This window comes from Saccharicrinis fermentans DSM 9555 = JCM 21142 (genome assembly GCF_000517085.1).
In the GTDB taxonomy this organism is placed as follows: domain Bacteria; phylum Bacteroidota; class Bacteroidia; order Bacteroidales; family Marinilabiliaceae; genus Saccharicrinis; species Saccharicrinis fermentans.
The window spans coordinates 907336-932371 of record NZ_KI912107.1; the positions used below are offsets into that span (position 1 = coordinate 907336).

At 36.3% G+C, this 25036-nt stretch carries 14 protein-coding genes and 2 tRNA genes; 15 read left to right on the plus strand and 1 reads right to left on the minus strand.

Going from position 1 to position 25036, the window contains the following annotated elements; genetic code table 11:
• Window positions 1-68 precede the first annotated feature (68 nt).
• The 5 genes from CYTFE_RS0103890 (at window position 69) to CYTFE_RS0103910 (ending at window position 5085) form a co-directional block, all read left to right on the plus strand.
• Window positions 69-743, plus strand: coding sequence for a Crp/Fnr family transcriptional regulator (locus CYTFE_RS0103890; RefSeq protein ID WP_027470745.1), 675 nt, complete (start codon window positions 69-71; stop codon window positions 741-743).
• A gap of 76 nt (window positions 744-819) precedes the next feature.
• Window positions 820-1587 carry a NigD1/NigD2 family lipoprotein gene (locus CYTFE_RS24885; RefSeq protein ID WP_052342973.1) on the plus strand — a complete coding sequence of 256 codons (768 nt, stop codon included), beginning with the start codon at window positions 820-822 and terminating at the stop codon, window positions 1585-1587.
• A gap of 226 nt (window positions 1588-1813) precedes the next feature.
• Window positions 1814-1887 (plus strand) — tRNA-Arg (locus CYTFE_RS0103900).
• A gap of 34 nt (window positions 1888-1921) precedes the next feature.
• Window positions 1922-1995: transfer RNA gene (locus CYTFE_RS0103905), tRNA-Arg, on the plus strand.
• Between the two features lie 132 nt (window positions 1996-2127).
• Complete coding sequence (locus CYTFE_RS0103910) at window positions 2128-5085, plus strand: ligand-binding sensor domain-containing protein (protein ID WP_027470746.1); 2958 nt, start codon at window positions 2128-2130, stop codon at window positions 5083-5085.
• On the opposite strand, the gene CYTFE_RS0103915 is transcribed toward CYTFE_RS0103910, so the two are convergent.
• Window positions 5074-6381 carry an IS701 family transposase gene (locus CYTFE_RS0103915; protein ID WP_027470370.1) on the minus strand — a complete coding sequence of 436 codons (1308 nt, stop codon included), beginning with the start codon at window positions 6379-6381 and terminating at the stop codon, window positions 5074-5076. The genes CYTFE_RS0103910 and CYTFE_RS0103915 overlap by 12 nt on opposite strands.
• A 197-nt stretch (window positions 6382-6578) precedes the next feature.
• Here CYTFE_RS0103915 and CYTFE_RS0103920 point away from each other — a divergent pair, with 197 nt between their 5' ends.
• The 10 genes from CYTFE_RS0103920 to CYTFE_RS0103970 all read left to right on the plus strand — a co-directional run bounded on the left by CYTFE_RS0103920 (window position 6579) and on the right by CYTFE_RS0103970 (window position 25023).
• Window positions 6579-7787, plus strand: a complete 1209-nt coding sequence (locus CYTFE_RS0103920; RefSeq protein WP_262505572.1) for a hybrid sensor histidine kinase/response regulator transcription factor — start codon at window positions 6579-6581, stop codon at window positions 7785-7787.
• A gap of 523 nt (window positions 7788-8310) precedes the next feature.
• On the plus strand, window positions 8311-10176 hold the full coding sequence (locus CYTFE_RS0103925) for a right-handed parallel beta-helix repeat-containing protein (RefSeq protein WP_200871224.1): 1866 nt from the start codon (window positions 8311-8313) through the stop codon (window positions 10174-10176).
• Between the two features lie 223 nt (window positions 10177-10399).
• Window positions 10400-11764, plus strand: a complete 1365-nt coding sequence (locus tag CYTFE_RS0103935; RefSeq protein WP_027470749.1) for a sulfatase — start codon at window positions 10400-10402, stop codon at window positions 11762-11764.
• A 240-nt stretch (window positions 11765-12004) separates the two neighbouring features.
• Window positions 12005-13486, plus strand: a complete 1482-nt coding sequence (locus tag CYTFE_RS0103940) for a sulfatase-like hydrolase/transferase (RefSeq protein WP_044262550.1) — start codon at window positions 12005-12007, stop codon at window positions 13484-13486.
• Window positions 13487-13582: 96 nt separating this feature from the next.
• A complete protein-coding gene (locus tag CYTFE_RS0103945; protein ID WP_052342974.1) occupies window positions 13583-16570 on the plus strand; it encodes a hypothetical protein in 2988 nt (995 codons plus the stop codon).
• An 11-nt stretch (window positions 16571-16581) separates the two neighbouring features.
• On the plus strand, window positions 16582-17358 hold the full coding sequence (locus tag CYTFE_RS0103950; RefSeq protein WP_027470752.1) for a T9SS type A sorting domain-containing protein: 777 nt from the start codon (window positions 16582-16584) through the stop codon (window positions 17356-17358).
• Between the two features lie 428 nt (window positions 17359-17786).
• Complete coding sequence (locus tag CYTFE_RS0103955; protein ID WP_052342975.1) at window positions 17787-20939, plus strand: SusC/RagA family TonB-linked outer membrane protein; 3153 nt, start codon at window positions 17787-17789, stop codon at window positions 20937-20939.
• A gap of 14 nt (window positions 20940-20953) precedes the next feature.
• Entirely contained in the window at window positions 20954-22756 is a 1803-nt protein-coding gene (locus CYTFE_RS0103960; RefSeq protein ID WP_027470754.1) for a RagB/SusD family nutrient uptake outer membrane protein, read from the plus strand.
• 176 nt (window positions 22757-22932) lie between these two features.
• The gene (locus CYTFE_RS0103965; protein WP_027470755.1) at window positions 22933-23415 is read left to right on the plus strand and encodes a DUF5018-related domain-containing protein; all 483 of its coding nucleotides are present in this window, start codon (window positions 22933-22935) and stop codon (window positions 23413-23415) included.
• A 288-nt stretch (window positions 23416-23703) separates the two neighbouring features.
• Window positions 23704-25023 carry a sialate O-acetylesterase gene (locus CYTFE_RS0103970; protein WP_152541675.1) on the plus strand — a complete coding sequence of 440 codons (1320 nt, stop codon included), beginning with the start codon at window positions 23704-23706 and terminating at the stop codon, window positions 25021-25023.
• The last annotated feature ends 13 nt before the right edge of the window (window positions 25024-25036 follow it).

The following is a 25036-nucleotide window of genomic DNA, read 5'->3' on the forward strand; positions in this document are numbered from 1 at the left end:
GTAACATATGTTACAATTCCAGAAAAAATTGTATTTTTCCGCTATTAATACCTCTAAATCTTATTTTTATGTTGTTTGATTATCCTATTTTAAAGGAATGTCCTGTTTTTAAAGGTTTAACATTTGAAGAAATTAATGCCTTATTTAAGCAGGTTCATTTTCAAGTGAAGAGATATCCTGATGATCATTTGGTGGCTTGTGCTGGCGATCGTGTGGATCATTTGATGATTGTGTTATCGGGTAGTGTAAAGGGGGAAATGATGGATTTTTCAGGTAAGACCATTAAAATAGAAGATATTGAAGCGCCTAAACCGGTGGCTATCGCCTTTTTATTTGGGAGGAACAACAGGTATCCTGTAAATGTGGTTTCTAATAAGCACTCAGAATTATTGATTGTACCCAAAGAATCTGTTCTTAAGTTGTTCAATAAAAATGAAACTATTCTGTTGAATTACTTAAACACCATTTCTAATCGTTCCCAATTTTTATCGCAAAAAATTAAATTTTTATCTTTTCAAACTGTAAAAGGAAAAATTGCTAATTATATGTTGCAGATCCGCCAAGAAGATTCCATGCATCTTACCTTACCTTTATCGCAAAGTCAAATGGGAGAGCTTTTTGGAGTGGCCAGGCCATCCATTGGTAGGGCGATGAGGGAATTGCATAATGATGGAATTGTGCGGGCCAATGGCAAAGAAATAGAGATCTTAAATATTCAGAAATTAAAAGAATGCCTCGTTTAGCATTTTTTGGCATGAAGACGCAACCATAGTGCCTTTTTGTGGTCATTTGAATAAACAACTAAATGAGGACGTAAAAATGAAAAAGTTATTATTATTTCTTGGGGTGATGGTTCTGTTTAAGCTGACATCTTGTGATGTGCTGGACGATGATAGCGATTATTCTTTGGATAATTTTTCGCTGTCATCCGGAACCGTATTAATGGATGTGGATTCCTATTCCATTAAAACAGACAATGGTAAGGTGCTGTGGCCATCAGCATCTAATGTGAGCGTTAGTCTGTTAGAAGATAGTATGCGTGTGCTGGTTAATTATACTATTTTAGGAGAGGCCACTGATAATGACAGCTATGATTATTATGTGAGAGTAAATGGTTTGTCAAAGATTCTGACAAAGCCTGTTTTTGAGTTTACTTCTGAAACGACAGCCGATGTTATTGATTCCATTGGTGATGATGCAGTAACCATTGTTGACACTTGGTTTACGGATGATTATTTAAATGTAGAATTTGAGTATGGAGGAGGTGCAACGGTGCATTATATTAATTTGGTTTTTGATGCAGAAAACCCGACTACCGAAGATGGTGCGATTATCTTGGAGTTGAAGCATAACCATAATGGAGATCCTTATAGTTATCTGCAATGGGGGATCGCTTCGTTCGATGTTTCAGCTTTCCAGACGGCAGAAAAGGATACCATTGACTTTTTTGTTAGAAGCAAAGGAAAGGACGGTGCGTATAATTACAACCAGGTGCTTACATATTCCTATGGATCTGCTTCAGTGGAAGAATCTATTAATAAGCAATATGACACAGAGAATGTGAGTCTTTTACAATCTATTCAATAATTAGCTTTGTGGAGGCCGTGCGACTAGCTTTATAAAATACTTTTGGTATGGCCTCTTTTTTTTTATTCTATTAATATTCTGATAACCTTTTTGTTATTGCATTATATTTAAAAATGTACAGAAATATCATCAAGTTTTTAGGTTTTACCCTTGGTATGATAGAAATAAATTACCTATATTTGCAGCGCATTTGAGGAAAATGGTTCTTGAATAGCAAGTAAATGATGGATCTGTAGCATAACTGGATAGTGCACTGCGTTACGGCCGCAGAGGTTAGGGGTTCGAATCCCTTCAGATTCACACAAATAAAATTACTATTGTGGTAATACATGATGGACCTGTAGCATAACTGGATAGTGCACTGCGTTACGGCCGCAGAGGTTAGGGGTTCGAATCCCTTCAGGTTCACTTTATTTTATTATAAAAAAGCGCTTAGGACAGAAGTTTTAGGCGCTTTTTTTTTTGCATTTTTTGCGCGGTGAGTTTTGGGTATTTTTATACCTTTGGGTTTATTTTATTTAATTTCTTGTACCAGAATTAATGATACAAAAGACTTTTCTGCTTCTGATTATTTCCTTTTATAGCATGGTTGCTATACCAGCTGGTAACTTGTTGGAACTTTCGCAAAAGCTAACCATTTCTGATGGTTTGGCGCATAATGGTGTAACTTGCATACTTGAAGATTCGAAGGGATATTTATGGATTGGAACTTATGATGGAATTAATGTGTATAATGGTTATGAGTTAATTACCTATAAAAATACCATATATAACCAAGTGTTGGCGAGCAACCGAGTTCGTTCTTTAGCTGAGGATAGCAAGGGTAATATTTGGATTGGTACGGATGAGGGAGTTTCCATTTACGATTATGAAACAGAAAGATTTAGTGTTGTTTATTCGCAAAAGACAGCAGATAAAAATAAGAATAGTCCGATCGTTCGAAAGATAGTAGTAAGTAAAGATGGTGCGTATATATTTTGTCTGACTCAATACGAAGGTATCTTAGTATTTGACAAGCAGAATCAATTAATAACGAAATGTATGCCGGAAGGGAGATATAATGACCTGATCTTTTTTGATGGAGTAGAGTTGGATAGTTCCAATTATATTTTTACCACCACTGCTGGTCTCTTTAGTTTTCAATTAGAATCGTTTTCTTTCAAGTTTGAAATTCCACATGACAACGGTATTTCCAATGCGAGTATTTTATTGGTTGGAAATAACATATTGGCAACCAGAAATAGAGGTGTTTCTATTGTTGATTGGAAAAAGGAAAATGGACAATATGCTTTTCGTCTTAAAACAATAAAATATGAGAATGAACAGTTAAACAGTATCTCTATCGATAAATTGGGAAATCTTTGGGTAGGAACTAACTTTAAGGGTGTTGTTCGTATTAAAAATGCCAATGCCTTTATTTTAGGGGAACCATATGAAGAAAATAGATATAGTAGTGAAAGAGATAATCTTATAACCAGCTCGGTGCGTGCTGATATTTCCAGTGGTTGTTGGGTTACTACTTTTAATAGAGGGGTGTATCGTTTTGATATAGAGGATAATCCTTTTAAAAGTTTCGACAAAGATCAAGGTGAGATGTACAATCTTTACGATAACAGTGTATCGCATATTGCTGTCTGGGATCAGGATAGAGTGTTTTTAAGTGCACCACGAGGAGGTTTTGGTCTTTTTAATACAAAAACAGGCCGTTTGGAGCCATTACCTTTTGAAGTACCTGACGGGATTGGTTACTTTTCTTCAGTTTTTGTAGATAGCAGAAAAGATATATGGTTAAAAGTTACCGGAGGTCTTGGCTTGTGTAGGATTCGTTATGGAGATCGCAAATTAAGTTTAGTTGGAGAACGTGAATACGGAATTGACAAAGATATAAGGCCTCGAACCATCAGTGAAGATCAGTTTGGTAATATTTGGATGGGTGGAGAAAGTGGTGTTTACAAAATATCGGTGGGTGACAATGGCTCAATTCTTAATGTAGAGGAGTTGAACCAGCATCTTTTTTTTCAGCAAACTCCCATTTATTTGGTGCGCTGTATATATGTGGATCCTCTTCATAATTATATTTGGATAGGTACAGATTCGGACGGTCTGATTAGAATTGATAACCAGAAGAGTGTCCCTATTACAGAGCTGGAAATTCATCGTTCATTGCGTGATAAGAATAAAGAGTTTTCCATATCTAGTAACTTTGTAAGTACAATTGTTCGTTTACCGAATGATGATTTGTGGATAGGAACCGAAAGAGGAGGTATTTGTAAGGTTTTTGATTATGATAAAGATCCTAAGTTTATTGCCTTCACCGAAAAAGATGGCTTATCTAATAATGTGGTGAAACGTATCTTTTACGATCATGAATATAATCTCTGGGTTGCGACAAATGTAGGTCTGAATAAATTTTTTGTCAAAGATCATCATTTTAGGAGTTTTTATGAATCTGACGGACTCCCTTTTGAAGATTTTTGGTATTCCTTTGGGAAACTCAACAATGGAAACGTGGTGTTGTCTGGTATGAAGGGGATATGTTATTTTAAGCCAGAAGATATTATCGATGATGAGAGTTTGCCTCGACTTGAGTTTTCTAAACTTCGTGTATTTAACCAAGTAGTTGCACCTGGAGATACTATAAACAATAGAGTATTACTCAAAAAGCGGTTGAATAGTACATCAGAAATTGAACTTAAACATAATGAAAATGTATTTTCCTTGGAGGTAAATTCATTACATTTTTCATCACCTGATAATCATTATATCAAGTATCAACTTTCTCCTGTTAATAAGGAGTGGATACAGGTTAAGTCTGGGCAGAGAGTTATTTCGTATAGTGGTCTTCAACATGGAGAATACATACTGAGGGTGATGGCTTCCAACTCATTGCACGAGTGGACTGCCCCCAAAGAATTGCATATTGTTGTTAAACCACCCATTTGGCAAACGATGCAGGCTTATGTTTTATATATGTTTTTTATTGCATTGATTATTTTTGTTGTGATGTACTTTGTGTTAAAGCTGCAATCGTTGAAACATAATTTGCATATCGAGCACCTCGAAAAAGATAAGCAAAAGGAAATCAATGTTGCTAAACTTCGTTTTTTCTCTAATATCTCACATGAAATTAAAACCCCATTAACTTTAATATCTGGTCCCATAAACATTTTAGCGGAACGCTTTCATGCCAATAGTGATGTAAGTGATAAGCTTAAGATCGTGCAGCGACAATCTAAAAAGATAAGCCGTTTAGTAGATCAAGTGCATGATTTTCAGCGATTGGAAGCTAATTTGTTAAAAATGGACATCACCCAATTTTGTTTTGATGATTTTATTAATGAACTAAAAACTGATTTTGAATTCTTAGCCCGTTCAGAAAAGAAAGTGTTTAGTGTACAAGGGGAAGATGCCACGATTTATGTTTCGGCAGATAGAGACAAATTAGAAAAGATATTTAATAACATCATTAATTCTACTTTAACAGATTTATTGCTTTGAATAACAGAGGTCTATGTCACGCTGTCGCTTTTCATGTCGCTGCTGCAGTTTTTCCAGCATCCGTTCATCGGTCATTTCACGATAAAATTTGTATACCATAAAATCCATAATGTCTCTTGCCGACAACAATGGGACTTCGTCTTGATTCAATAGTTTTTCTTTCAGCATAAAGCTGCCCACCATTAAGTTGAGGGCTACTTGGTGATGCCATGACAGCCATTTGCGGGTTTGGAACTGATCCAAGCCTACTATCTGTTTTTGCTCTTTGAAGCTATGCTCAATGAAAAAGCGTTGTGCCTGCATGTATGCCAGCGCCTGATGCGTGTATTGAGCAAGTTCTGCGTTAGTGAACGAATATTTTATTTCTACTCCCTGCTTTGTCTTTCTTTTCGAAATGACCAGCAACCGTTTCTCAACAATGTTCTGAACCTTATCCCAAATGTAAACTGTCTTAAAATGGAACAATCCCTTCAGCTTTCCCTTGGCAGAATCACGAATGTCAAGCTTTTTCCAGTCCTTGTTTGTAAGCGTTTCTATATATTCGTTAGCGTTTACCGATGGGGTGCTTGCCTTCGGCCTTTTGGGTGGGCGCCCACGATTGCTCTTTCGCTCTGGAATATGTAGTTCTGGTTTTTCAAGGTGGATTTTTTGATCGCTATGAATGTCAAGCATGTACACCAAACCCATATCCTCAACCGAACGGGTAAACGCAAGGTCATTGCCATAAAGTCCATCCCCCCCAACGTAATCGAACTCGATACCCATTTCCAGTTGGTGCTTCACAATATCTGTAGCCAGCTCCGGTTTTGTCTTGAAAACCCTGTCCTCTTTGGGGATGCCAGCAGTTTCACACCTGGCGTTGTTAGTACACCATGACCTTGGAAGGTACAGTCTCGTGTCGACCAACGCTGCATATTTGTCCGTGCACAAGCAACCAAAAACTGCAACCTGCGAGTTTGCAGTCTTCCCAACGTTCCCGCAATACTGGTGATCAACACCAATGCTTTTGTCACCTTTTTTCACCCATCCGCTTTCGTCTATGAGTAATCCTTTTAATTTTTGGTTTGGGAGTGATTGGTCTACCTGATTTGCTATTTGGTCGATGACAGCTCTTGCATCCCAATTGGATTCGGTGATAAAATGCTGCATCTTATGGTAGTCTGCGTTTAATGTCTCAGTGATGCGTTCGATGTTTTTCAAATCGCTTAAAGCTAGACCTTCGACGTATTGAGTAGCTTTGTCGAAGTTGGATTTTGTTCTATTTTTAAAATGGTGCTGAAATTCAGATAAATACACTTCAAGTCGGTTGTTGACCGCTAGCAGTGTTTTACCATTATTCGTATATTTTTTTAAGTTTTTCGCCCGTTACCCATTGCAAACTTGAGTTTTGTTCTTTGTTTCAATTGCAATATACTAATTTACTGTTTATTACGAAAGAAAAACAATACTAAATTATCGTTTTTTCAGTGATCATTTTAATCTGTTAAAGTAGAATTAATAATGCTTTTAAATATACTAAAGTTAATAGTTCTATTTCTATAAACTATAAAAGAATAGGTAAAGACTTGTTTGTGAGCTTTACAGACACAGGTAAGGGCATAGACTCTGAGGATTTACCCCATATTTTTGAGCGTTTCTATCAATCAAAGAAAAAACACAGTGCTTATACGGGAGGTTCTGGTATTGGCTTAGCATTCACCAAACGATTGGTTGAGATGCATTATGGCGATATATGGGTCACGAGTACCTTGGGGCAGGGAAGTACATTTGAGCTTCGTTTACCTGTTGTTGTGGAAGAATCATGTTTAAGCAATGAAGAACATGAAGAGATTTTGAAGGTAGAGAAAGAACAGGAACAAAAATCATTGGAGCTTCAAAATATAGATGTTCACCATATTAAGTCCAATGTCGATTTTAGTGGGGCGTCGGTATATTTTGTCGAGGACAGTACTGAGATGCGAAACTTTGTGTGTGGCGTGTTGCAGGCATTTTTTAAGGTGAAATCTTTTGTTAATGGACAGGAGTGTTTGGATGCAATGAAGGAAGAGTGGCCTGATATTGTGATTAGTGACGTGCTGATGCCTGAAATGAACGGATTTGATTTATGCAAGAATATAAAAGCTGATATTAAAACCAGTCATATTCCTGTCATCTTATTGACAGCTTGTACCACTATTGATGATCAGATTCAAGGACTTCAGTTAGGTGCTGATGCTTATATCAGAAAGCCATTTGATGTACAACACTTGATTACGCGTACCGAAACATTGTTAAAAGGGCGTCAACAATTAAGGGAAAGATATAGTATTGACCTGCCATTAACACAGCGCAAAGAAGATAGCAGTGCTAAGGACAATGCATTTCTTGAAAAACTCTATCAATTAATGGAGCAAAATCTAGATAACCAGGAATTAGATCTGGATCTGTTTGCCAAAGAGTTGTATCTCAATCGAACACATTTCTTTCAAAAAGTAAAAGCTATTACTAATCAAACACCTTACGAACTGTTAAAAAATTATCGTATTAAAAAGGCTGCTGAGTTTCTAGGACAGGAAAAGGTATCTGTTAACGAAGCTTTTGCTATGACAGGTTTTAAAAGTCGTGCACATTTTAATAAGTTATTTAAAGAAAAGTACCAGGTGACGCCGGGCAAATATGCCACCGAGATGAAAAATAAGTACACTGGTAATTCCAGTGAATGAGTAATTCTTGTTTAATTAAATTTCTAACTATTAATAAATAGGCTGCAGGGAAGGTCAGAGTAATTGCCCAGTAGTTGGTGTTGGTAAAAAGCTATGGATCCGGAAATTTATTAGAAAAACATAGATCACTCTAAAGCGATTGGTGTTTTTAAATTACAAGCGTTGAGAAATTTCCATCTTAGGGTGCGTTATGCCTCGTCACAGAAAAGCCTCCTTTTAGTACGCTCATCTTTTAGTTCCCTCTTTTATATTCTATCCGTTTATTCTAACTCTGCCTAGGTTAAGATATCATTTTTAATAGCTAATTCTTTCTATAAAAGCATATAATTTACGCTCAGGTACATTTACTGAACGCATACGGATAGTGTATGTATGTGTTTTTAGTTCATTTGTTTCAAGCCTTTGGATAACCTCTTTTACGTAAAAGGGGTAGTTGTTTAAAGCAAAATGAAGATAGGATATATTTCAAGGTGAGAAAATCTATATCGATGAGGGATGTATGCAAATCTTAAAATAAACCTATTTGACTAAGAATGGATTAGCAGGAATAAAAACAGACAAATTATTAAGAATGAAGAATATGAAGAACGTATGCATTATAGTTATTAATATTATATGGCTAAGTTTTGTTTCCTTAAGAGCAGAAACAGTTATCAGGTTACAACCTTCGTCAGAGGATATGACTAGTATTGTCCGTAAAGCCATAGATAGTGCGGTAGATAAAGACATTAAAATCATATTTGAGAAAGGAACCTATTATTTTAAGCCAGATTATGCTAGTGATAAATATTGTTTTATCACGAATCATGAGAATGGTCTTAAGAAAGTTATTTTTCCCATTGAAAATTTTGACTCAGTGGATATTCAAGGGAATGGGGCTTCATTAATATTTCATGGAAGGGTATTGCCCTTTATGTTTAGTAATTGTAAAAGGATTGATATGAAAAACCTTTCTGTCGACTGGGAAACCCCTTTTACCTTTCAAGGTGAAGTAATGGCAGTAAATAAAGAGGAAGGATGGCGTGATATAAAACCCTCCACAGAAGGTTTTTCTTGGGAATTAAAAAATGGTCGTATTTTCTTTCCAAACATTGATGGATTTCATTTTTCGAGTCTTGGAAGTACACTTTCTTTTGATCCTGAAACCGGTGATGTTGCACATGGTGCTTGGGATTTGAGTAGCAGACCCAGTAAGGTAGAAATGCGTCCGGGTGGTATTATACGTTTCTATGAGAAATTAAAGCATTACCCTAAGGTTGGTATGATTCTTAATTCTAAAGGTCCCAAAGGCGAGAATCGCTATGCTCCTGCTGTTCATGTGCTTTCATCTAAGAATATAACCTTGGATAGTGTAATTGTTCACCATGCCTTGGGTATGGGTTTTTTAATGGAGAAAACAGAAAATGCAAGCTTATTGAATTGTGGGGTTTATGTGGCTAAAGATTCTAAGCGTGTTGTTTCTACCATTGCCGATGCTACTCATTTTTGTAATTGTAAAGGTAAGATACTGGTTCAAGACTGTCGTTTGGAAAGTATGCTCGATGATGGTACCAATGTGCATGGTACTTATGTGGTTGTTGATGAGGTGTTGGACGATTATACCTTACGTTATGGTTTAGAGCATTTTCAACAATTGGGCTTCGATTTTGCCAGTCGTGGCGATCAAATGTGGTTTATTCATCAACCAAATCCTGAACGTGGAATTATTAACCGAGTAAGTGAGGTGAATACCATTAATGACAAGTATACTGTATTAAGATTTAAGGATAAGTTGCCTAAGAACTTAAAGAAAGGTGATATACTTGAAAATAAAACATGGAATCCAACATTTGTGATGAGAGGATGTAGTATTCAGCATCATAGAGCACGTAATATTGTGATTAAAACACCTGAGAAAATTGTAATTGAGAACAATACTTTGTCGTCAATGATGTCTTCCATACTATTTAGAGGTGAGAGTTATTATTGGTTTGAATCGGGTGCTGTAAAAGATGTTTTAATACGTAATAATGAGTTTAAGTATTGTGCGTATAGTGGGTCGGAACATGCAGTAATGTATGTGACACCACGTTTAGGAAAGAATTTTGATTCGAATATTATTTACGATCGTAATATACGATTTGAGAATAATAAAATAGAAACCTTTGATAATCGTATTGTTATAGCTGACAGGGTGGATGGGTTAATGATTAAGGATAATGTTATTGAAAAGGTAAAATCTCATCCTCAACTACATCCTAATGCACCTCTATTTGAACTTATTAATTGTAAAAATATTGTCATTACAGGTAATAAGTACAAAGGTACATACCCTATTGCTTTTAAAGCTGATGAGAAGAGTAGTTCGAGTCTGACGGTGAAAAACAATTTGGGATTTGGTAAGGATTAAAAGAATGTACCTTGGTGTGATTTACATTTTTTTATCTCTAAGTAATGATATTGAACGCTAGAGAACACATGATATCAGTCTTTTCTTTATCTATGTTTTGAAGAAATAAAACATAGTATTGCATCTTCCACATAGGGAGATGTCTTTGGGGCGAGTTCCATATCATCTTTGAAAGGAAAAATATAAACATATAAAAAATATTCATAATATTAATTTGTTATAAATGAAAAATATTCTATTTAGCGCAATGTTATCGGTTTGCATGATTTTTAGCATTGCCCACTCAAGCAAAGCTCAACAAAGACCTAATATTGTAGTGCTTTTTGTTGATGATTTAGGTTGGGCTGATTTAGGTTACCGCAACTCTTTATTTGAAACGCCTAATATTGATCAGTTATCAGAGGATGGACTGGACTTTGAAAGAGCATATATTGCATCTCCTTCGTGTAGTCCCAGTAGAGCATCCATCTTAACAGGTAAAGAACCTGTTAGAATTGGTATGGTTAGGCATATTATTGAGGAGGATAATAAAATGGCTTATTTGAAAGAAGGATATAATATGTGGCGCAAAGATCCTGTTCAAATGCCATCAATTAATCATTTGCCATTGGAGGAAATTACCTATGCCGAAAGGTTAAAGGAATTTGGTTATTATAATATGTTTATTGGAAAATGGCATTCTGGTACCGATAAATATCACCCCATTCATCAAGGTTTTGATGCCCAGTATGGAACCAGTAATTATGGTCATCCCAAAGGGTATTATCAGCCTTTCTTTGGCAAAGGAAATCCTTTGAGTAATATTGGAGATGATCAGTATCTAACAGATGTCTTAACGGATGAAGCTGAGCGTTTTATTAGTAGTTATCATAAAAATAAGCCTTTCATGCTTAACCTCTGGTATTATAATGTGCATGGACCTCATCATGGACGTAAAGATTTGGTTGATAAGTATAAAGCTAAAGGAATGGATTCGAAATACGCAGAATATGGCGCCATGGTGGAAGCTATGGATGAATCTGTAGGGCGCGTAAGGGCTGCTCTTGAAAAAAAAGGGATCGCGGATAATACGGTTATATTATTTACCTCTGATCAAGGTGGTTATTTTACAAATTATCCTTTGCGTGGAAAGAAAAATGGAGGATATACTTTAAATGAAGGTGGTGCTCGGGTACCATTTATAATGTACTATCCTGGTTTAACTAAGCCTGGCACCAAATGTCATATTCCTATACAAACTTTAGATGTATATCCAACGCTGGTAGAAATAGCTTCAGGGAAAGACCAAAAAGACAAACAAATAAATGGGGTGAGTCTGATGCCTTTGCTTAAAGGTGAGGCGTTAAATAAACGAGCATTGTATTTCCTTAGATCATATGAAGATCAGTATTCAGCTATTATTGAGGGCGATTGGAAGCTGATTAAATATCACAGTGGCAATGTGCAATTGTATAATGTAAAAGAGGATATGGGAGAAGTGAGCAACTTGGTTTTTGTTTATCCAAAAAAAACCAAGGAACTTAAAAAGAAATTGGATGCTTGGGAGGTAGAAGCTGTGCCTGATTTTACTAATTCTTTGAGTAACTAAATGATGGAAAGGCATTCGTGTTTGATGCTTTTTTGTTGATAGGTAGTGGCTGCAAGAAAACCACTGTTTTTTCTGTCTTTGATAAGAAAGCTTCAAAGACAAGGCTTTCGATATTTTTGAAACCAAGGAGTTTACAGGTTGTAAATGACTGTTTCAAAAATGAGAATAACGCAGTATTTGGAGTTTTCTTGCAAAGACTAGGTACAAGAATAATTTTATTTGAAAGATAAATTTAATCATATGAAAAAGATATTTATCGTCTATATATTATGTATAGCCGCTACGCTATCCTTTGCGCAGGATAAACCAAATATTATTTGGATCATGGCAGAGGATATGAGCTTAGATTTGGAATGTTATGGAATGAAGGCGGTGAAAACGCCTCATTTGAACCAATTGGCTAGTGAGGGGATTCGCTTTGACAATTGTTTTGTTACAAATCCTATTTGTTCACCCAGTCGATCTGCTATGATGACGGGTACCAATCAGGTGAAGATCAATGCGCATCATCATCGAAGTAATCGAGATGTTCCATTGTCTGAGCCCTACAAGCCCTTTACTTATTGGCTTCGTAAAGCTGGATATACATGTATTCTTGGTCATCATGGAGTGATGAAGAAGGGACGGAAAATCGACGTGAACTTTCAACATACGGCCATAGGATCCTGGGACGGTAAGCAGAATTTTGGATTGTTTGATAAGTATGATACAATAATGACAGCAGATCAACCTTTTTTTGCTCAAATTCAGTTGGTAGTGACCCATCGGGGTGATTGGTGGAATGAGGTTCGTCAACAGTCTTTTCATAGGGTAGATCCAAATGAGGTTGAATTACCCAAGTACTTGGCTGATGATCCGGTCATTAGAATGGATTGGGCAAAATATCTCGATCAAGTGGAATATATGGATGGCGAGGTTGGTATGATCATGGAAGAGCTGAAAGAAAAGAACTTACTGGATAATACTTTGGTTATTTTTATTGGTGATAATGGACGCTGTAATATTCGGGGAAAGGGTTATTTATATGATTCAGGTTTACGTATCCCATGCATCATGTATTATCCAACAGCTTTAAAAGGAGGAGCTGTGCGTAAAGATGTAGTATGTGCTACGGATATTACTGCCACTATTTTAGATTTTGCAGGTATTGAAGTGCCTTCATATATGACAGGCAAGGCCATTTTTGATAAGCATTTCAGACGAGAGTATGTTTATTCGGCACGAGATCTTTGGGATGAAGTGGAAGAAAAAATGCGTTCTGTGACCTCTGGGAAATGGAAATATATAAGGAATGACATGCCTGAAAAACCTTGGGATGCTCATCAGGCTTATCTTGAATTTTATCGCCCGGCAGTGCATGTGATGCGATCACTAAAAAATGAAGGTAAGTTGAATGAGAAAGAATCTTTGTTTTTTGCTGATAATAAGCCTGTGGAGGAGCTGTATGACTTGGAGAATGATCCGCAGGAATTACATAACCTAGCATTAGAAGTATCTTATTCTGCTGTACTTGAAAAATTAAGGAAGATAACGGCAAGGTATGATAAAAAAATGTTGTCTGTGGATCATACATATCATCCTATTGTCCCAAACAGTGTTGATGTGCTGAAATGGGTACAAGCCAATAAACCTTTGCAGTATGAAGAAATGCAAAAAGGGGTTGAGATCGGTTTTAAAAAAATGAGTGAGGAATATAAAGCTTACAAAAAACATACAAAATAGACTTTTAAGATCTGAATAACTCAGAAGAACGTTGTTTTTTACTAAGTAGTTATAGAAAGGTGAGGTTTATTTAATCATTAGATAAATAAGAGACATATGATAAGGAATTTATTATTTGAGCTTTTTGCTTTTGTTATATTTGCTATTATTGTTCAACCGTTAGGTGCACAATATATAAGTTACGATTTCGATGACACAGAGAAAGATTGGGCAACTGATACTCATTCACTTTGGAGTATTTCTGATGCGAAGTCTGTATCGGGTGATTATAGTTTAGCGTATGCTACACCCAATAAAGGTGATTATTCTATTTCGCCAATTACGTGTATAGATACTAAGAGTCATACTATTATGAAAGTTCGTGTGGCTAAGAATCAAGATCGACAAATTATTGTGGGTTCTGATTATGATGGTATACTCTTAGGGGTGGATTATAGTGGAGCAATTTTATGGGAATGTGCAACAGGACACGGAACCATGAATCATGATCTTTGGTGTGCAGATATTACCGGGGACGGGGTGGATGAAATACTAGCCGCTAATGCCAATGGTAGCGTGTACTGCTTGAACATTGATGGTAAGATACTGTGGGAGTTTAAACCATTTGACAGCAGTCACTTGACACCGATGTATGCAATTACAGTCGTAAAAGATAAGTCCTTAACGCCGTATGTTGTTTGTGGCGGTTTTGATACCAATATTTACTACCTAACTAAAACAGGTTCTCTTATTAAGGTTCTTCCAAGTAAGAAATATTCAAAGGTAAAGGCATGGGGAGATCAAAAACCAGATAATTTTGTTAGTAATGCAAATTTTTTAAGGCCAATTCATCTAAAAGATGGTTCTGACCTGTTGCTTGTCCATGCTTCTAATAATCATATGCAATCCAAAGGGCATTTGTATCTGTTTGAACCATTGGCAGAAAAAACTTATCACGAAATACTGGATCTTAAAACGTCTGATTGTATTGGTGATTTAAGAGTTGTGGATCCCACTGGTAATGGTCAACAGGAAATCTTATACGGCACTTCTACATTAAATAGTAATTCGTACAATAGAGTTGTATTTAGTGACGATTCGTATACCTTAAGTACTGTTTCTAGGAATGATATTCAAAAGCGAAATACGGGTGTAACCTCCTATCGTGTTAATCAGCCGTTTGTTGTAAATAGGCAAGAAGGAGGCTATGATTATATGGTGTTATCGAGTAATCAGTTACTATCTTTTCCACAAAGTGGTGAAGATGTGGTTACAGAGAGGTTGTCAGGGATTTATGCTTACAATGATATTTGGCCAATGGATCATGGACGCTTTATATTGGCAAGTGTGCAAGATGGCGGTAGTTGTATTTATATGGTGGATACTAGAAATCCTGATTGGAAAAGTGCCTTTGAAAATATGGAGCCAGAAGGTAAAATTGCTAAGATCATGAAAAATACGAGGATGGTGCGGGAGAATTTAGAAGTTTTTACAAAACCTTCTTGGCAGAGAGAGCCGGTAAAAGTAGTAGGTTTTGAAGGACTCGATTTACCCATTGCCGCTAGGTTAATAGATAGTAAAAGTCTTTCGTTATTTGCTTCTCCTTGGAGTAAAGGAAAGCTGCAGGAGCCCTCATGGAGAAGTCCGTTGTATGAGGGAAATATATTCAAGGATAAACGAGATAAAAGAAACGAATATACCCGAAGTGAGGAGGATGTTTTTAATCATTTCTCTACTTATTTTGAAGGTAGTCAAGGAATTGCAACCTGGGCAGGTCATGGGAATGATCCACTTTACTATAGTTTGAAAGTTCTCAAAGAGATTGCTGATTATGGATATCATAATGGTCAGAAATCTATTATTTATATTTATCCAGAAATGAATCATCATGGTGCTGAATTTGATTTTGTCATGGATCATCAAATTTATCCATTGATGGATCACCTAAAAACAATCGGTGGAAAAGTTGCCTTTAGAGCCAAAGATACCTTTTGGCAAGGTCATGTTTATACAGATACTTGGAAACACATCGTTTCGGGTAAATATGCAAATGTAGCCATTGCTACACTTGAAGAAACAACAGATAAGACACAAGATTTGAGTTTGTTGGGCCGCATGGGGTTATGGGCTGCAGGTTCAATTGATGCTTGGGCCGTACGTTGCTCTCGTGATGATCCTAGTTTTGATAGATCAAGGCAGTTTTCGTCGCAAAAATTATCCAATCATCTTCTAAGAAAGACAATTTATAGCGTTGCCTGTGGAGCCACTTTTATTCACAATAGTTATGCGGATACTGAAAATGCTAAATTTGAGAATCATACGAGCTTAGTGTTGGAGCTCATTGAAAAGGAAGCCTTATATGTTCCTAAGAGAAATGAGATTCTCAGTTTCTCTCCCGTTCATCTAAGTATCATCTCACCAGAAGCGAGTTATTTAGAAGAAGCATCCAATAATAAATGGACTACTTTTTATCAACGAACTTATGAGGAGAATCATCCTGCAGTCTTTAGTCATATGAATGGTACTTGGTTAGGTGCTGCTCTAACTCCTTGGGATTTCTCCACTTATGCTTCTGGAGTTGGTGATAGACGTCAGAACTGTATTCCTCCTTATCCCCATGGTCAGGTTTTGATTACTCCGGTTCAAAAAGGTGCTTTTGCCGACAATAATGCACCCAGGGGTAAAATGGTTGATCATCTACATCCCATCTACAAGGATATCATGAAAGAGTATATTACCAATGGTGTAGATTATCTGTCAAGTGATGGAACGCAAGTTTTTAGTGCGAATTCTTACTATACAAAAATTAAAAACGACATAGAAGAAGGTGCTAAAAAACTCCCCATACTGGTTTCTGGAGACCGGGTAGGATGGGTGGTGGCACAAATGTCGCCCACACATTTAAGATTGACATTGGTGGATGGTGGATATTTAAACCCAAACGATAGAAAAGTTAAAGTAACCTTTAATAATATTACTCCTGTTAGTATGCAGGATGTGTTAGATCATCAGTTTTTTGACCTAAGTAATCCATCGGGTGTAGAGATAGGTGTGCCATGTGGTATGTTCCGTTTTATTGATATTGAATTGGCAAAGCCTCTTTAAATTGAAAAGAAATGAATACGGCAAAGATATTTATTATGTGTTTGATTTTCACCTATTTTATGCGAGGTGAAACTTCCAAAGTTATGGCTTGTGTGTTGAATTATGGGGGTGTTGGTATTATAAGGCCTATAGATATTTCATTATTCAACAGCTTGATTAAGAGCTCTATGGAAACCGAGTATGGGGATAGTTTGGTTAAAAATATGGGCGCGTATGTACTCCCTTCTATTACAAGGATAAAATTGAATAAAGATCTTTATTTACCAGCTGGCGTTTATGATGTTAGAATGAAAATATTTATAGAAGAGAGTACCTCCATAAAAAAAATTTACACGCAAGTAAACAAACCTTGTATTTCAAGCGAATGGAAAATAGATACGCTGAGTCAGAATAGGTGGGTGGAAGTATTTCAAGAGATGAACTTTAGTCAAGATGCTAATGAATCCTATTTTGAAATATTTGTTAATAACAACCCGGATTATGGAGGTGGAAAAGGGATGTTTTATATCGATGATATATCATTTTTATATAAAAAAAGTTTATCAAATAATGTTAAACAATCTTTTGACTTTAAGGTCTTTCCTAATCCAGTTAACAATATTTTGCATATTAAATCGGATGAACGTATTAGTTATCGAATTTACGATGTGAAGGGAAATGTGACAAAAGCTTCTACGCATATGGAAAATGAATTCAATGTGATTGTGTCCGATCTAACCCAAGGCGTTTATTTGTTGCAGATGAAATGTGCAAAAGGAAGTGTTGTTAAGAAAATAATAGTTCAATAATTTGAAGATCATTTGATTTGTTATTTCTGTGTATTCTTTGTTAGTTTTTATAGGTCTTTTAGCTCTTGTTAACTAGGTGGTTGAGCGTTAATTTACTCATAAATGCATTTGAATTATTTGCAAGTACATCAAGTGCCTAGGTTTTTTCTTACTTGACATTGTTAAAAAAAGGAATAAAATATTTAAAAATGAAACATGTAGATATTTGAATTTGTAATCAATGAGAAACTCTAAGAAAAAGATTTCTTGACAGAATTGGAAATGTGACTGGCGGAAGCCCTTCTTAAAATACGATTAGCAATTGTTGAAAAATTAACATTAAAATTTATGAAAAAAAATACTGGTTTGACAGCGAGAAAAGGGAGAGAACCAAGAAAATATTTGATATAAAAAAAATATCTCTTCTAATGCTGTCTACTTTCGTTACTATGGTTTACTCTAATGCAAATAGCAGTAAAGTAGGTATTTATGAAGAAGAAGAAGGAAAAATTCTTATTCAAAAACAAAGTATAGCCGAGGTGAAGAATGATGCCGATAGTGAAATGTTATTAACTACCAACTTAGTCCAACAAGCCGCGTTTGATATTACGGGTAAGGTAGTGGATGAAAAAGGCGAACCAATACCTGGAGTAACTGTGGTTGTACAAGGAACATCTTTGGGGGCTATCACTGGTTTAGATGGAGACTACATGATTACAAATGTGCCAAAAGGTGCTATATTGGTATTTTCTTTTATAGGAATGACATCCAAACAAGTGGAGGTAATTGATAGTAGAAACATCAATGTTTCTATGGTGTCAGATGTGGTAGGACTTGAAGAAGTAGTGGCCATTGGATACGGAACAACCACCAAGCGAAAAGCGGTTGGTGCCATATCTACGATGAAAGCTGAGACGCTTGAGAATTCGCCATTTATGAGTGCAGGAGAGTCATTACAAGGTCAAGTTCCAGGACTTATTGTTAAAAATAGTGGTGGAGGACCAGGGAGTACTCCCAGTATCTCTATTCGAGGAGGAGGATCGCCTCTGTATGTTATTGATGGAGTAATAACTGCAGAACAGGATTTTAATGCTATCAATTCGGACGACATTGAATCTATTAGTTTTTTGAAAGATGCTTCTGCAACAGCAGTTTTTGGATCAAGAGCAGGAAATGGAATCGTATTGGTTACCACAAAACGAGGTGAAGAAGGGAAAATTAATGTAAATTATTCATACAATTTTCAATTAAGTCAACCCACAGTATTGCCCGAGATGATGAACTCATATGACTATGCCAAACTTCAAAATGTGGCAAACGTATACGATGGTACACCATTAACCTATACTGACGAACAGCTTGAAACTATACGTTCTCATTCTGATTTAGATACTTATCCGGACAATAATTGGCCAGATCTTACACTTAAGAATTTTGCGCCCCAACAACGACATAATTTGTCGCTCACAGGTGGAGATAAGCAAACCAAATATTTTGTTTCTCTTGGATATGTTGATCAAGGGGGTATTCTTAAGCAAGATGTGGTGAATTACGATAGGTTTAATATTCGTAGTAATGTAAATACCACTTTTGAAAATATTGGACTAGAGGTAGGAATCAACATTAGTGCCAGTATTGAAAATTATGAGGAGCCATCGGCTGGGATGTATAGTATTTGGCGAGCTATCAACCAAAATACCAATCCTATGTATAGAGCCTATAACATCGATGGAACACTTGCAGGAGGCGGTAATGGAGATCATCCTATTGCTATTATAAGCAAAGAAGCTGGATATAACAGGACAAGAGATAAGTTCATAAATACTCAATTGCACGCAAAATGGAATGTGTCTGGTGTAAAAGGACTTAAACTTGGTTTAATGGGGAGCTATCGTGACGGAGATGGTTGGGGTAAGTTATGGCAAAAAAATACTCCTTTGTATATGCAAGATGGTTCTTTGATGGTGCAGCCTAAACCATATTTGGGTGTTTCTTCTTATTATTCGAAGCGTTTGTATGTAGAGTCTAGCCTTGCATATTCTAATACATTTGGAAAACATGGAATAGATGCAACTTTTGTTTATAACCAAACTACAAGTTCATCTGAGGACATGTCTGCTTCACGTCGTGATTATCAGTCGGGTGCAGTAGATCAGTTGTTTGCGGGTCCGCAGGACGGTAAAGATAATGATGGTAATGAAAAGGAAGGCGCCAATGCAGGCTATGTTGTAAGGGTTAAATACGATTATAACTATAAATATATCGTTGAGTTCAGCGGACGTTATGATGGCAATGATAATTTCTCGCCAGATCAAAGGTGGGGTTTCTTTCCAGCTAGTTCAGCAGCCTGGAATATTTCAGAAGAGGATTTTATGGATGGTTTAGATGATAGAAATATCCTAAATAGTCTAAAAATTAGAGCATCTTATGGAAAGATGGGTGTTACTGAAGGCGTTAATCGCTTTGGATATATTCCTGTATATAATTTAGAATCTAGTATCTACAATGTAGGAGGTAACCTTGTAAATGGCTATTCTGAAGGAGAGTTGGTGAATCCATCTGAACTTACATGGTATACTCGATCTTCTTTAAATTACGGTCTTGACTTTTCTTCTTTAGGAAACAAGTTAAGTGGTACATTCGAATATTTTTATTATCGTACTACTGGATATCTAGTAAGCCCTAAGGATACTTATTCCCAACCATTAGGTAAAGATCTACCGCAGATAAAATCTAACTCTGCTCATAGAAGAACTGGTTATGAACTTTCATTACGATATAAAACCAAGATAAAAGACTTGCAGTTACAGCTTGGAGCTAATCTAGCCTATTTTAATGAATTGTGGGAACAACTAGATACTGAAGATGAAGCTACACTTAAAAATCCTTATACCCGTAAAACACATCGTACCAGTTATTGGGATGGTGGTGCTGTACTTGTTTCGGATGGACTTTATCAGGATGGAAGTGAAATATTAAATACTCCACGCCTATTAGGTTCTACCCAAACCCAGCCTGGGGATATTCGTTATAGTGATATGAATGGTGACGGTAAAATTGATGATCAGGACAAACGAATTGTTGGATTACCTAGTCTGCCACGATTAAACTATGGAATTGATTTCAGTATGAAATATAAAGGTTGGTTTGCCAATGGACTTTTTCAGGGGACAGGAAACAGATATCTTGCTTTTGATAATTTTATGGTAGTGGAAGCCAAAAGGCGTACCTATGAATACCAACAAAATTATTGGACACCTGAAAATCCGAATGCATTGTTTCCTCGGGTATCACATTCTGAAGCAGTGAATGGAGGTAATAATAGTAATCAGAGTAATCCTTCTGATTTTTACTTGAAAAATGCCAAGTATTTCAGACTTAAAAACTTGCAGATTGGTTACGATTTTAAGCAGTCAGTATTAGATAAGCTAGCATGGATAGCATCTTGTAAAATGTTTGTAAGTGGTACTAATTTATTTACCATATCAGAGGTGAATGATTATTTTGATCCAGAACAAGTTGAACAAAGTAATAGTGGTACACAAAGCTATGGGTATCCGGTGCAACGGACTTATTCTTTAGGTGTTAATATTGGATTTTAAAAAATAAAAGAGCAATGAATAAAATATTATTATATACACTAACTATTCTTTCGGGGTACATTTGTTTTTCTTGTAATGATGACCTCCTAGATACCAAGCCTCTAGATAAATATACAGAGGTGGACATATGGAATGATGCCAGCTTGGCGCAAGGTTTTATTTATAATACATATGGCTCTGTTATTCCGGAATTATTTGTTAATCCACTGGATCCACAAAGTCGTTTTGGTGGAGTAGGAAATGATGATTATACAGACAATGTATTAACACGAAAATCAAATAACATAGCACGTGATCTGATAGACAAATACTTTGATGCTGGTTGGGCAAAAAATAATTCGTACTATTTCTTCGGGAAGGCTCCTTCTGGAAATAAGGCGCCTATCAAAAAGAATTCCTTTGAGGTAATTCGAGACTGTAATCTAATTATTGAAAAGGTATCAGCTTCGACAGGTATTATCGAAAGTGAAAAGGCAGCACTGGTAGCACAAGGTAAAATGTTACGAGCCTTGATTTATTATACCAAAGCTCGTTTGTTTGGTAAGTATGTCATTATTGACAAGGTACTGACTCCTGATGATGAGTTGAAATTACCACGTTCAAAAACCATTAAGGAGACCTATGATTTTATCATTAAAGATCTTCAGGAAGCAGCACCTGACTTAAAAGGAGCAAATGAAGTACAAAGTGGGCAACTCACCCAGGGGGCTGCATATGCAATGTTAGCTGAAATTGCTTTACAAGGGGCTGCATATATTGAAGAAGGAAAAGAAGATTACTATCAGATTGCCAAAGAGGCTAGTGAAAAATTGTTTGATTTAGGGTATTCGTTGGATTCGGATTATGGTACATTATTTAATGATTACGATTATGCATTAAATTCGAATTCTATAATACTTGGATTATATAAGCATATTGATGTTACTTGGTGTCAGCAAACACTGATGCAAGGTATTGTACCCAACCTTGAAGTGTCTGCAACCACAGGTAGCCCTGCATTAAAGGAGTCTTTTTTAGGATGGACAGAAGTATGGCCTTCCTGTAGTCTTGTGGATGATTATTTGGTAGCTGATGTTGATGGAGTAGCCAAGCGCTGGGATGAGACTTCTTATTTTGACGATTTTGAGTCAAAAGGCGGTTATATTTCCAATGCCATATATAACAAACATCGTGATGCTAGATTTTTTGCCTCTATAGTGCAGGATTCATCTAAGCTTTTTTCTAATGTTATATCAACACGTGTGGGAGGAAATCTTCATTATGCAGAGAGTACCAAAGGAACAAATCGTTCAACACCATCAGGCTACTTTATTCGTAAGGGAATTTATGACATGGAAGGATTTAAAGCAGTAGTGCATACTAATTATCATCAGGTTGTTACTCGTATTGGAAGAGCTTATTTGAATTATGCTGAGGTAATGTTGCGATTGAATCAGCCTGAAATAGCGATTGAGTATATTAATAAAACACGAACAGTGCATGGAGGATTACCCGCTTTATCAACAAGTATTGGTCTCAATGAAGCATGGAGGTGGTATAAAATTGAACGTAGAGTTGAGCTGTTTTTTGAAAATGATAGATACTGGTCTCTTTTAAGATGGGGTAAAGAGGAAGGTGGAAATGTTATTTCAGAGTTAAATGATACACAACATACATTTTTTGAAATTGCAGCTGACGGTAAGAGTTATCAAATTATGCCTGTAATTTTGAGTCCTAACAACCATAAGAAGAGATTTTCTACCAAACGTTACCTGTTCCCTGTTCCTGAAAATGAGAGAATACTTAACGATATGTTGGATCAAAATCCGGGATGGTAGTACTCTTTATGAGTTTATTATGACGAGTGCTCATAAGATTGTATTGTGCTTTGATGCGCTCGTTTATTCATCTTGTGAAAGATAAATTAAGAAATACTCATGTAGTGAAGTTTTATAAACCTTTATGTGGTTCATTGCATGGATGTTTCATATAGTAACTGTTATAATATAAGTATATGAAAAAAATTAATTATATATCATTAGCTCTTTTGATGCTTGTTTTTTCTTCGTGTTTAAAGTCCGGATTAGACGATTTACCCGCCTTTGATGAAGCAAATATTGAAAATTTCACCTTTGAATATCGATGGCTTGTGAAAAATGGAGATTATGATCAGCTTCGGGTATATCCAATGGATGTAAATTCAACAGTAGATGAGATTTCCAATACGGTGAATTGTGTAATCACTGTTCCTTCTGCAACCGATACAGGTGCTAACCCTAAAGACGATTTTCCGACTGAAATTAGAAATCAAGTTTCCTTGTCTTCTTTAGTGGGTTATGCCAATATATCAACGGCAGCTACCATGTCGCCAATAGATAATGCACCTAAGTTGGGTGAAATGGGTGATTATAGTGTTTCTCCGTTGATGTATAAAGTAGTGGCAGCTGATGGTACAGTGAAGGAATGGACACTGAATATTACTGAATTTAATAAGTAATAATAGTTTGATTTTACCTGACCTATCCATTTAAAGTGGATGGGACAGGTTTAGTATCTGTTTTATACTTGGTAACACAAAGAAGAATCTTTTAGCCCGAATGTTGCATTATAATTTCAGAATAGATTTTCTAATGTGTTTTTTAGGTTTATACAACGAAAAGTAATGGTGCGGATATGATTCATACAGCTGTTAAAATATTAATCTTAAGATACATGAATAAGATTTTATTTGTTACTCTTTTTTTCATTTTTATCTGTTTTTTCACAGACTAGATTGGCCTCGGTTTTGTCTGACCATATGGTATTGCAGCAAAAATCAAATGTTGCGTTATGGGGTAAAGACAAGCCCAATGTGAGAATCATTGTTAGATCAACATGGGGAAAAGATGCCTATTCCCTAAGCGATATGTATGGAAATTGGAAAGTAAATATTGAAACCATTGAAGCAGGAGGACCTTATGAGATAGAAATAGTGGGTTCGGAAAGGATTGTATTACACGATGTTTTATTGGGTGAAGTTTGGATATGCTCAGGTCAGTCTAATATGAAAATGCCATTAATAGGTAATTATGGACAACCTGTTTTTGATAGTAATTTGGAAATATTAAATAGTACCAATAAGAATCTACGTTTTTTTGACGTAGCATGCACAACAAGTTCGGTTCCTCTTGATGATTGTGAAGGAGAGTGGAAATTGTCTAATCCGAGAACGGCATCTAAGTTTAGTGCCGTGGCTTATTTTTATGGAAAGATGCTTCAAAGTCAACTCGACGTACCTATTGGTCTTATTTGTAGTGCATGGGGTGGGACTCCTGCGCAAGCATGGACTCCTCGCTATGTAATTGATGAAGGGTTTAAAGAGTTTGAAAATAGTATTGAAGATGTGAAGTCTTATTCGAGTAAGACGCCTACTCTATTGTATAATAGTATGATACATCCGCTGATTAATTATACAATAAAAGGAGCTATATGGTATCAGGGAGAGGCAAATAGAAGTAACCCAGAGCAGTACTTACGTTTGTTTCCTGCGATGATTGAGAGTTGGAGAAAAGCTTGGAGGTTGGGAGATTTCCCATTTTATTTTGTACAGGTGGCTCCATTGGGATGGGGAGATGGTCAATGGCCATTGATAAGAGAGGCACAGTTGAAGAGTATGCTTGCGGTGCATAATTGCGGTATGGTAGTTACTCTTGATATTGGTGAGCCAACTTGTATTCACCCACCGCATAAGAAAGCGGTGGGCCAACGTTTGGCACTTTGGGCACTGGCAAAGACCTATGGATATACTGAATTACAATATAGCGGACCTGTTTACCGATCCATGGAGATAAGGGGTAAAGAAGTCTTTTTAAATTTTGATTATGCACCCAATGGTGTAACAAGTATGTATAAGGAGTTAAAATATTTTGAAGTGGCTGGATTGGATAATATTTATCATCCGGCAGAGGCTCGTATTGACAAGGGGCAATTGAAGGTTTGGTGTGATGATGTGGAAGAACCTGTAAATGTTCGGTATGCTTGGTCTGATTATGTGGATGGCTGTCTTTTTAATACCGCCGGATTACCTGCGTCTTCTTTTAGAACCGATTCGTTCGGTGTAAAATAATCTTTACCTTAAG

Coding starts and splice junctions, on each gene's coding strand:
- CYTFE_RS0103940 (WP_044262550.1), top strand. CDS start 12,005: ATGAAAAAGATATTTATCGTCTATATATTATGTATAGCCGCTACGCTA.
- CYTFE_RS0103910 (WP_027470746.1), top strand. CDS start 2,128: ATGATACAAAAGACTTTTCTGCTTCTGATTATTTCCTTTTATAGCATG.
- CYTFE_RS24885 (WP_052342973.1), top strand. CDS start 820: ATGAAAAAGTTATTATTATTTCTTGGGGTGATGGTTCTGTTTAAGCTG.
- CYTFE_RS0103950 (WP_027470752.1), top strand. CDS start 16,582: ATGAATACGGCAAAGATATTTATTATGTGTTTGATTTTCACCTATTTT.
- CYTFE_RS0103890 (WP_027470745.1), top strand. CDS start 69: ATGTTGTTTGATTATCCTATTTTAAAGGAATGTCCTGTTTTTAAAGGT.
- CYTFE_RS0103955 (WP_052342975.1), top strand. CDS start 17,787: ATGGTTTACTCTAATGCAAATAGCAGTAAAGTAGGTATTTATGAAGAA.
- CYTFE_RS0103965 (WP_027470755.1), top strand. CDS start 22,933: ATGAAAAAAATTAATTATATATCATTAGCTCTTTTGATGCTTGTTTTT.
- CYTFE_RS0103945 (WP_052342974.1), top strand. CDS start 13,583: ATGATAAGGAATTTATTATTTGAGCTTTTTGCTTTTGTTATATTTGCT.
- CYTFE_RS0103935 (WP_027470749.1), top strand. CDS start 10,400: ATGAAAAATATTCTATTTAGCGCAATGTTATCGGTTTGCATGATTTTT.
- CYTFE_RS0103960 (WP_027470754.1), top strand. CDS start 20,954: ATGAATAAAATATTATTATATACACTAACTATTCTTTCGGGGTACATT.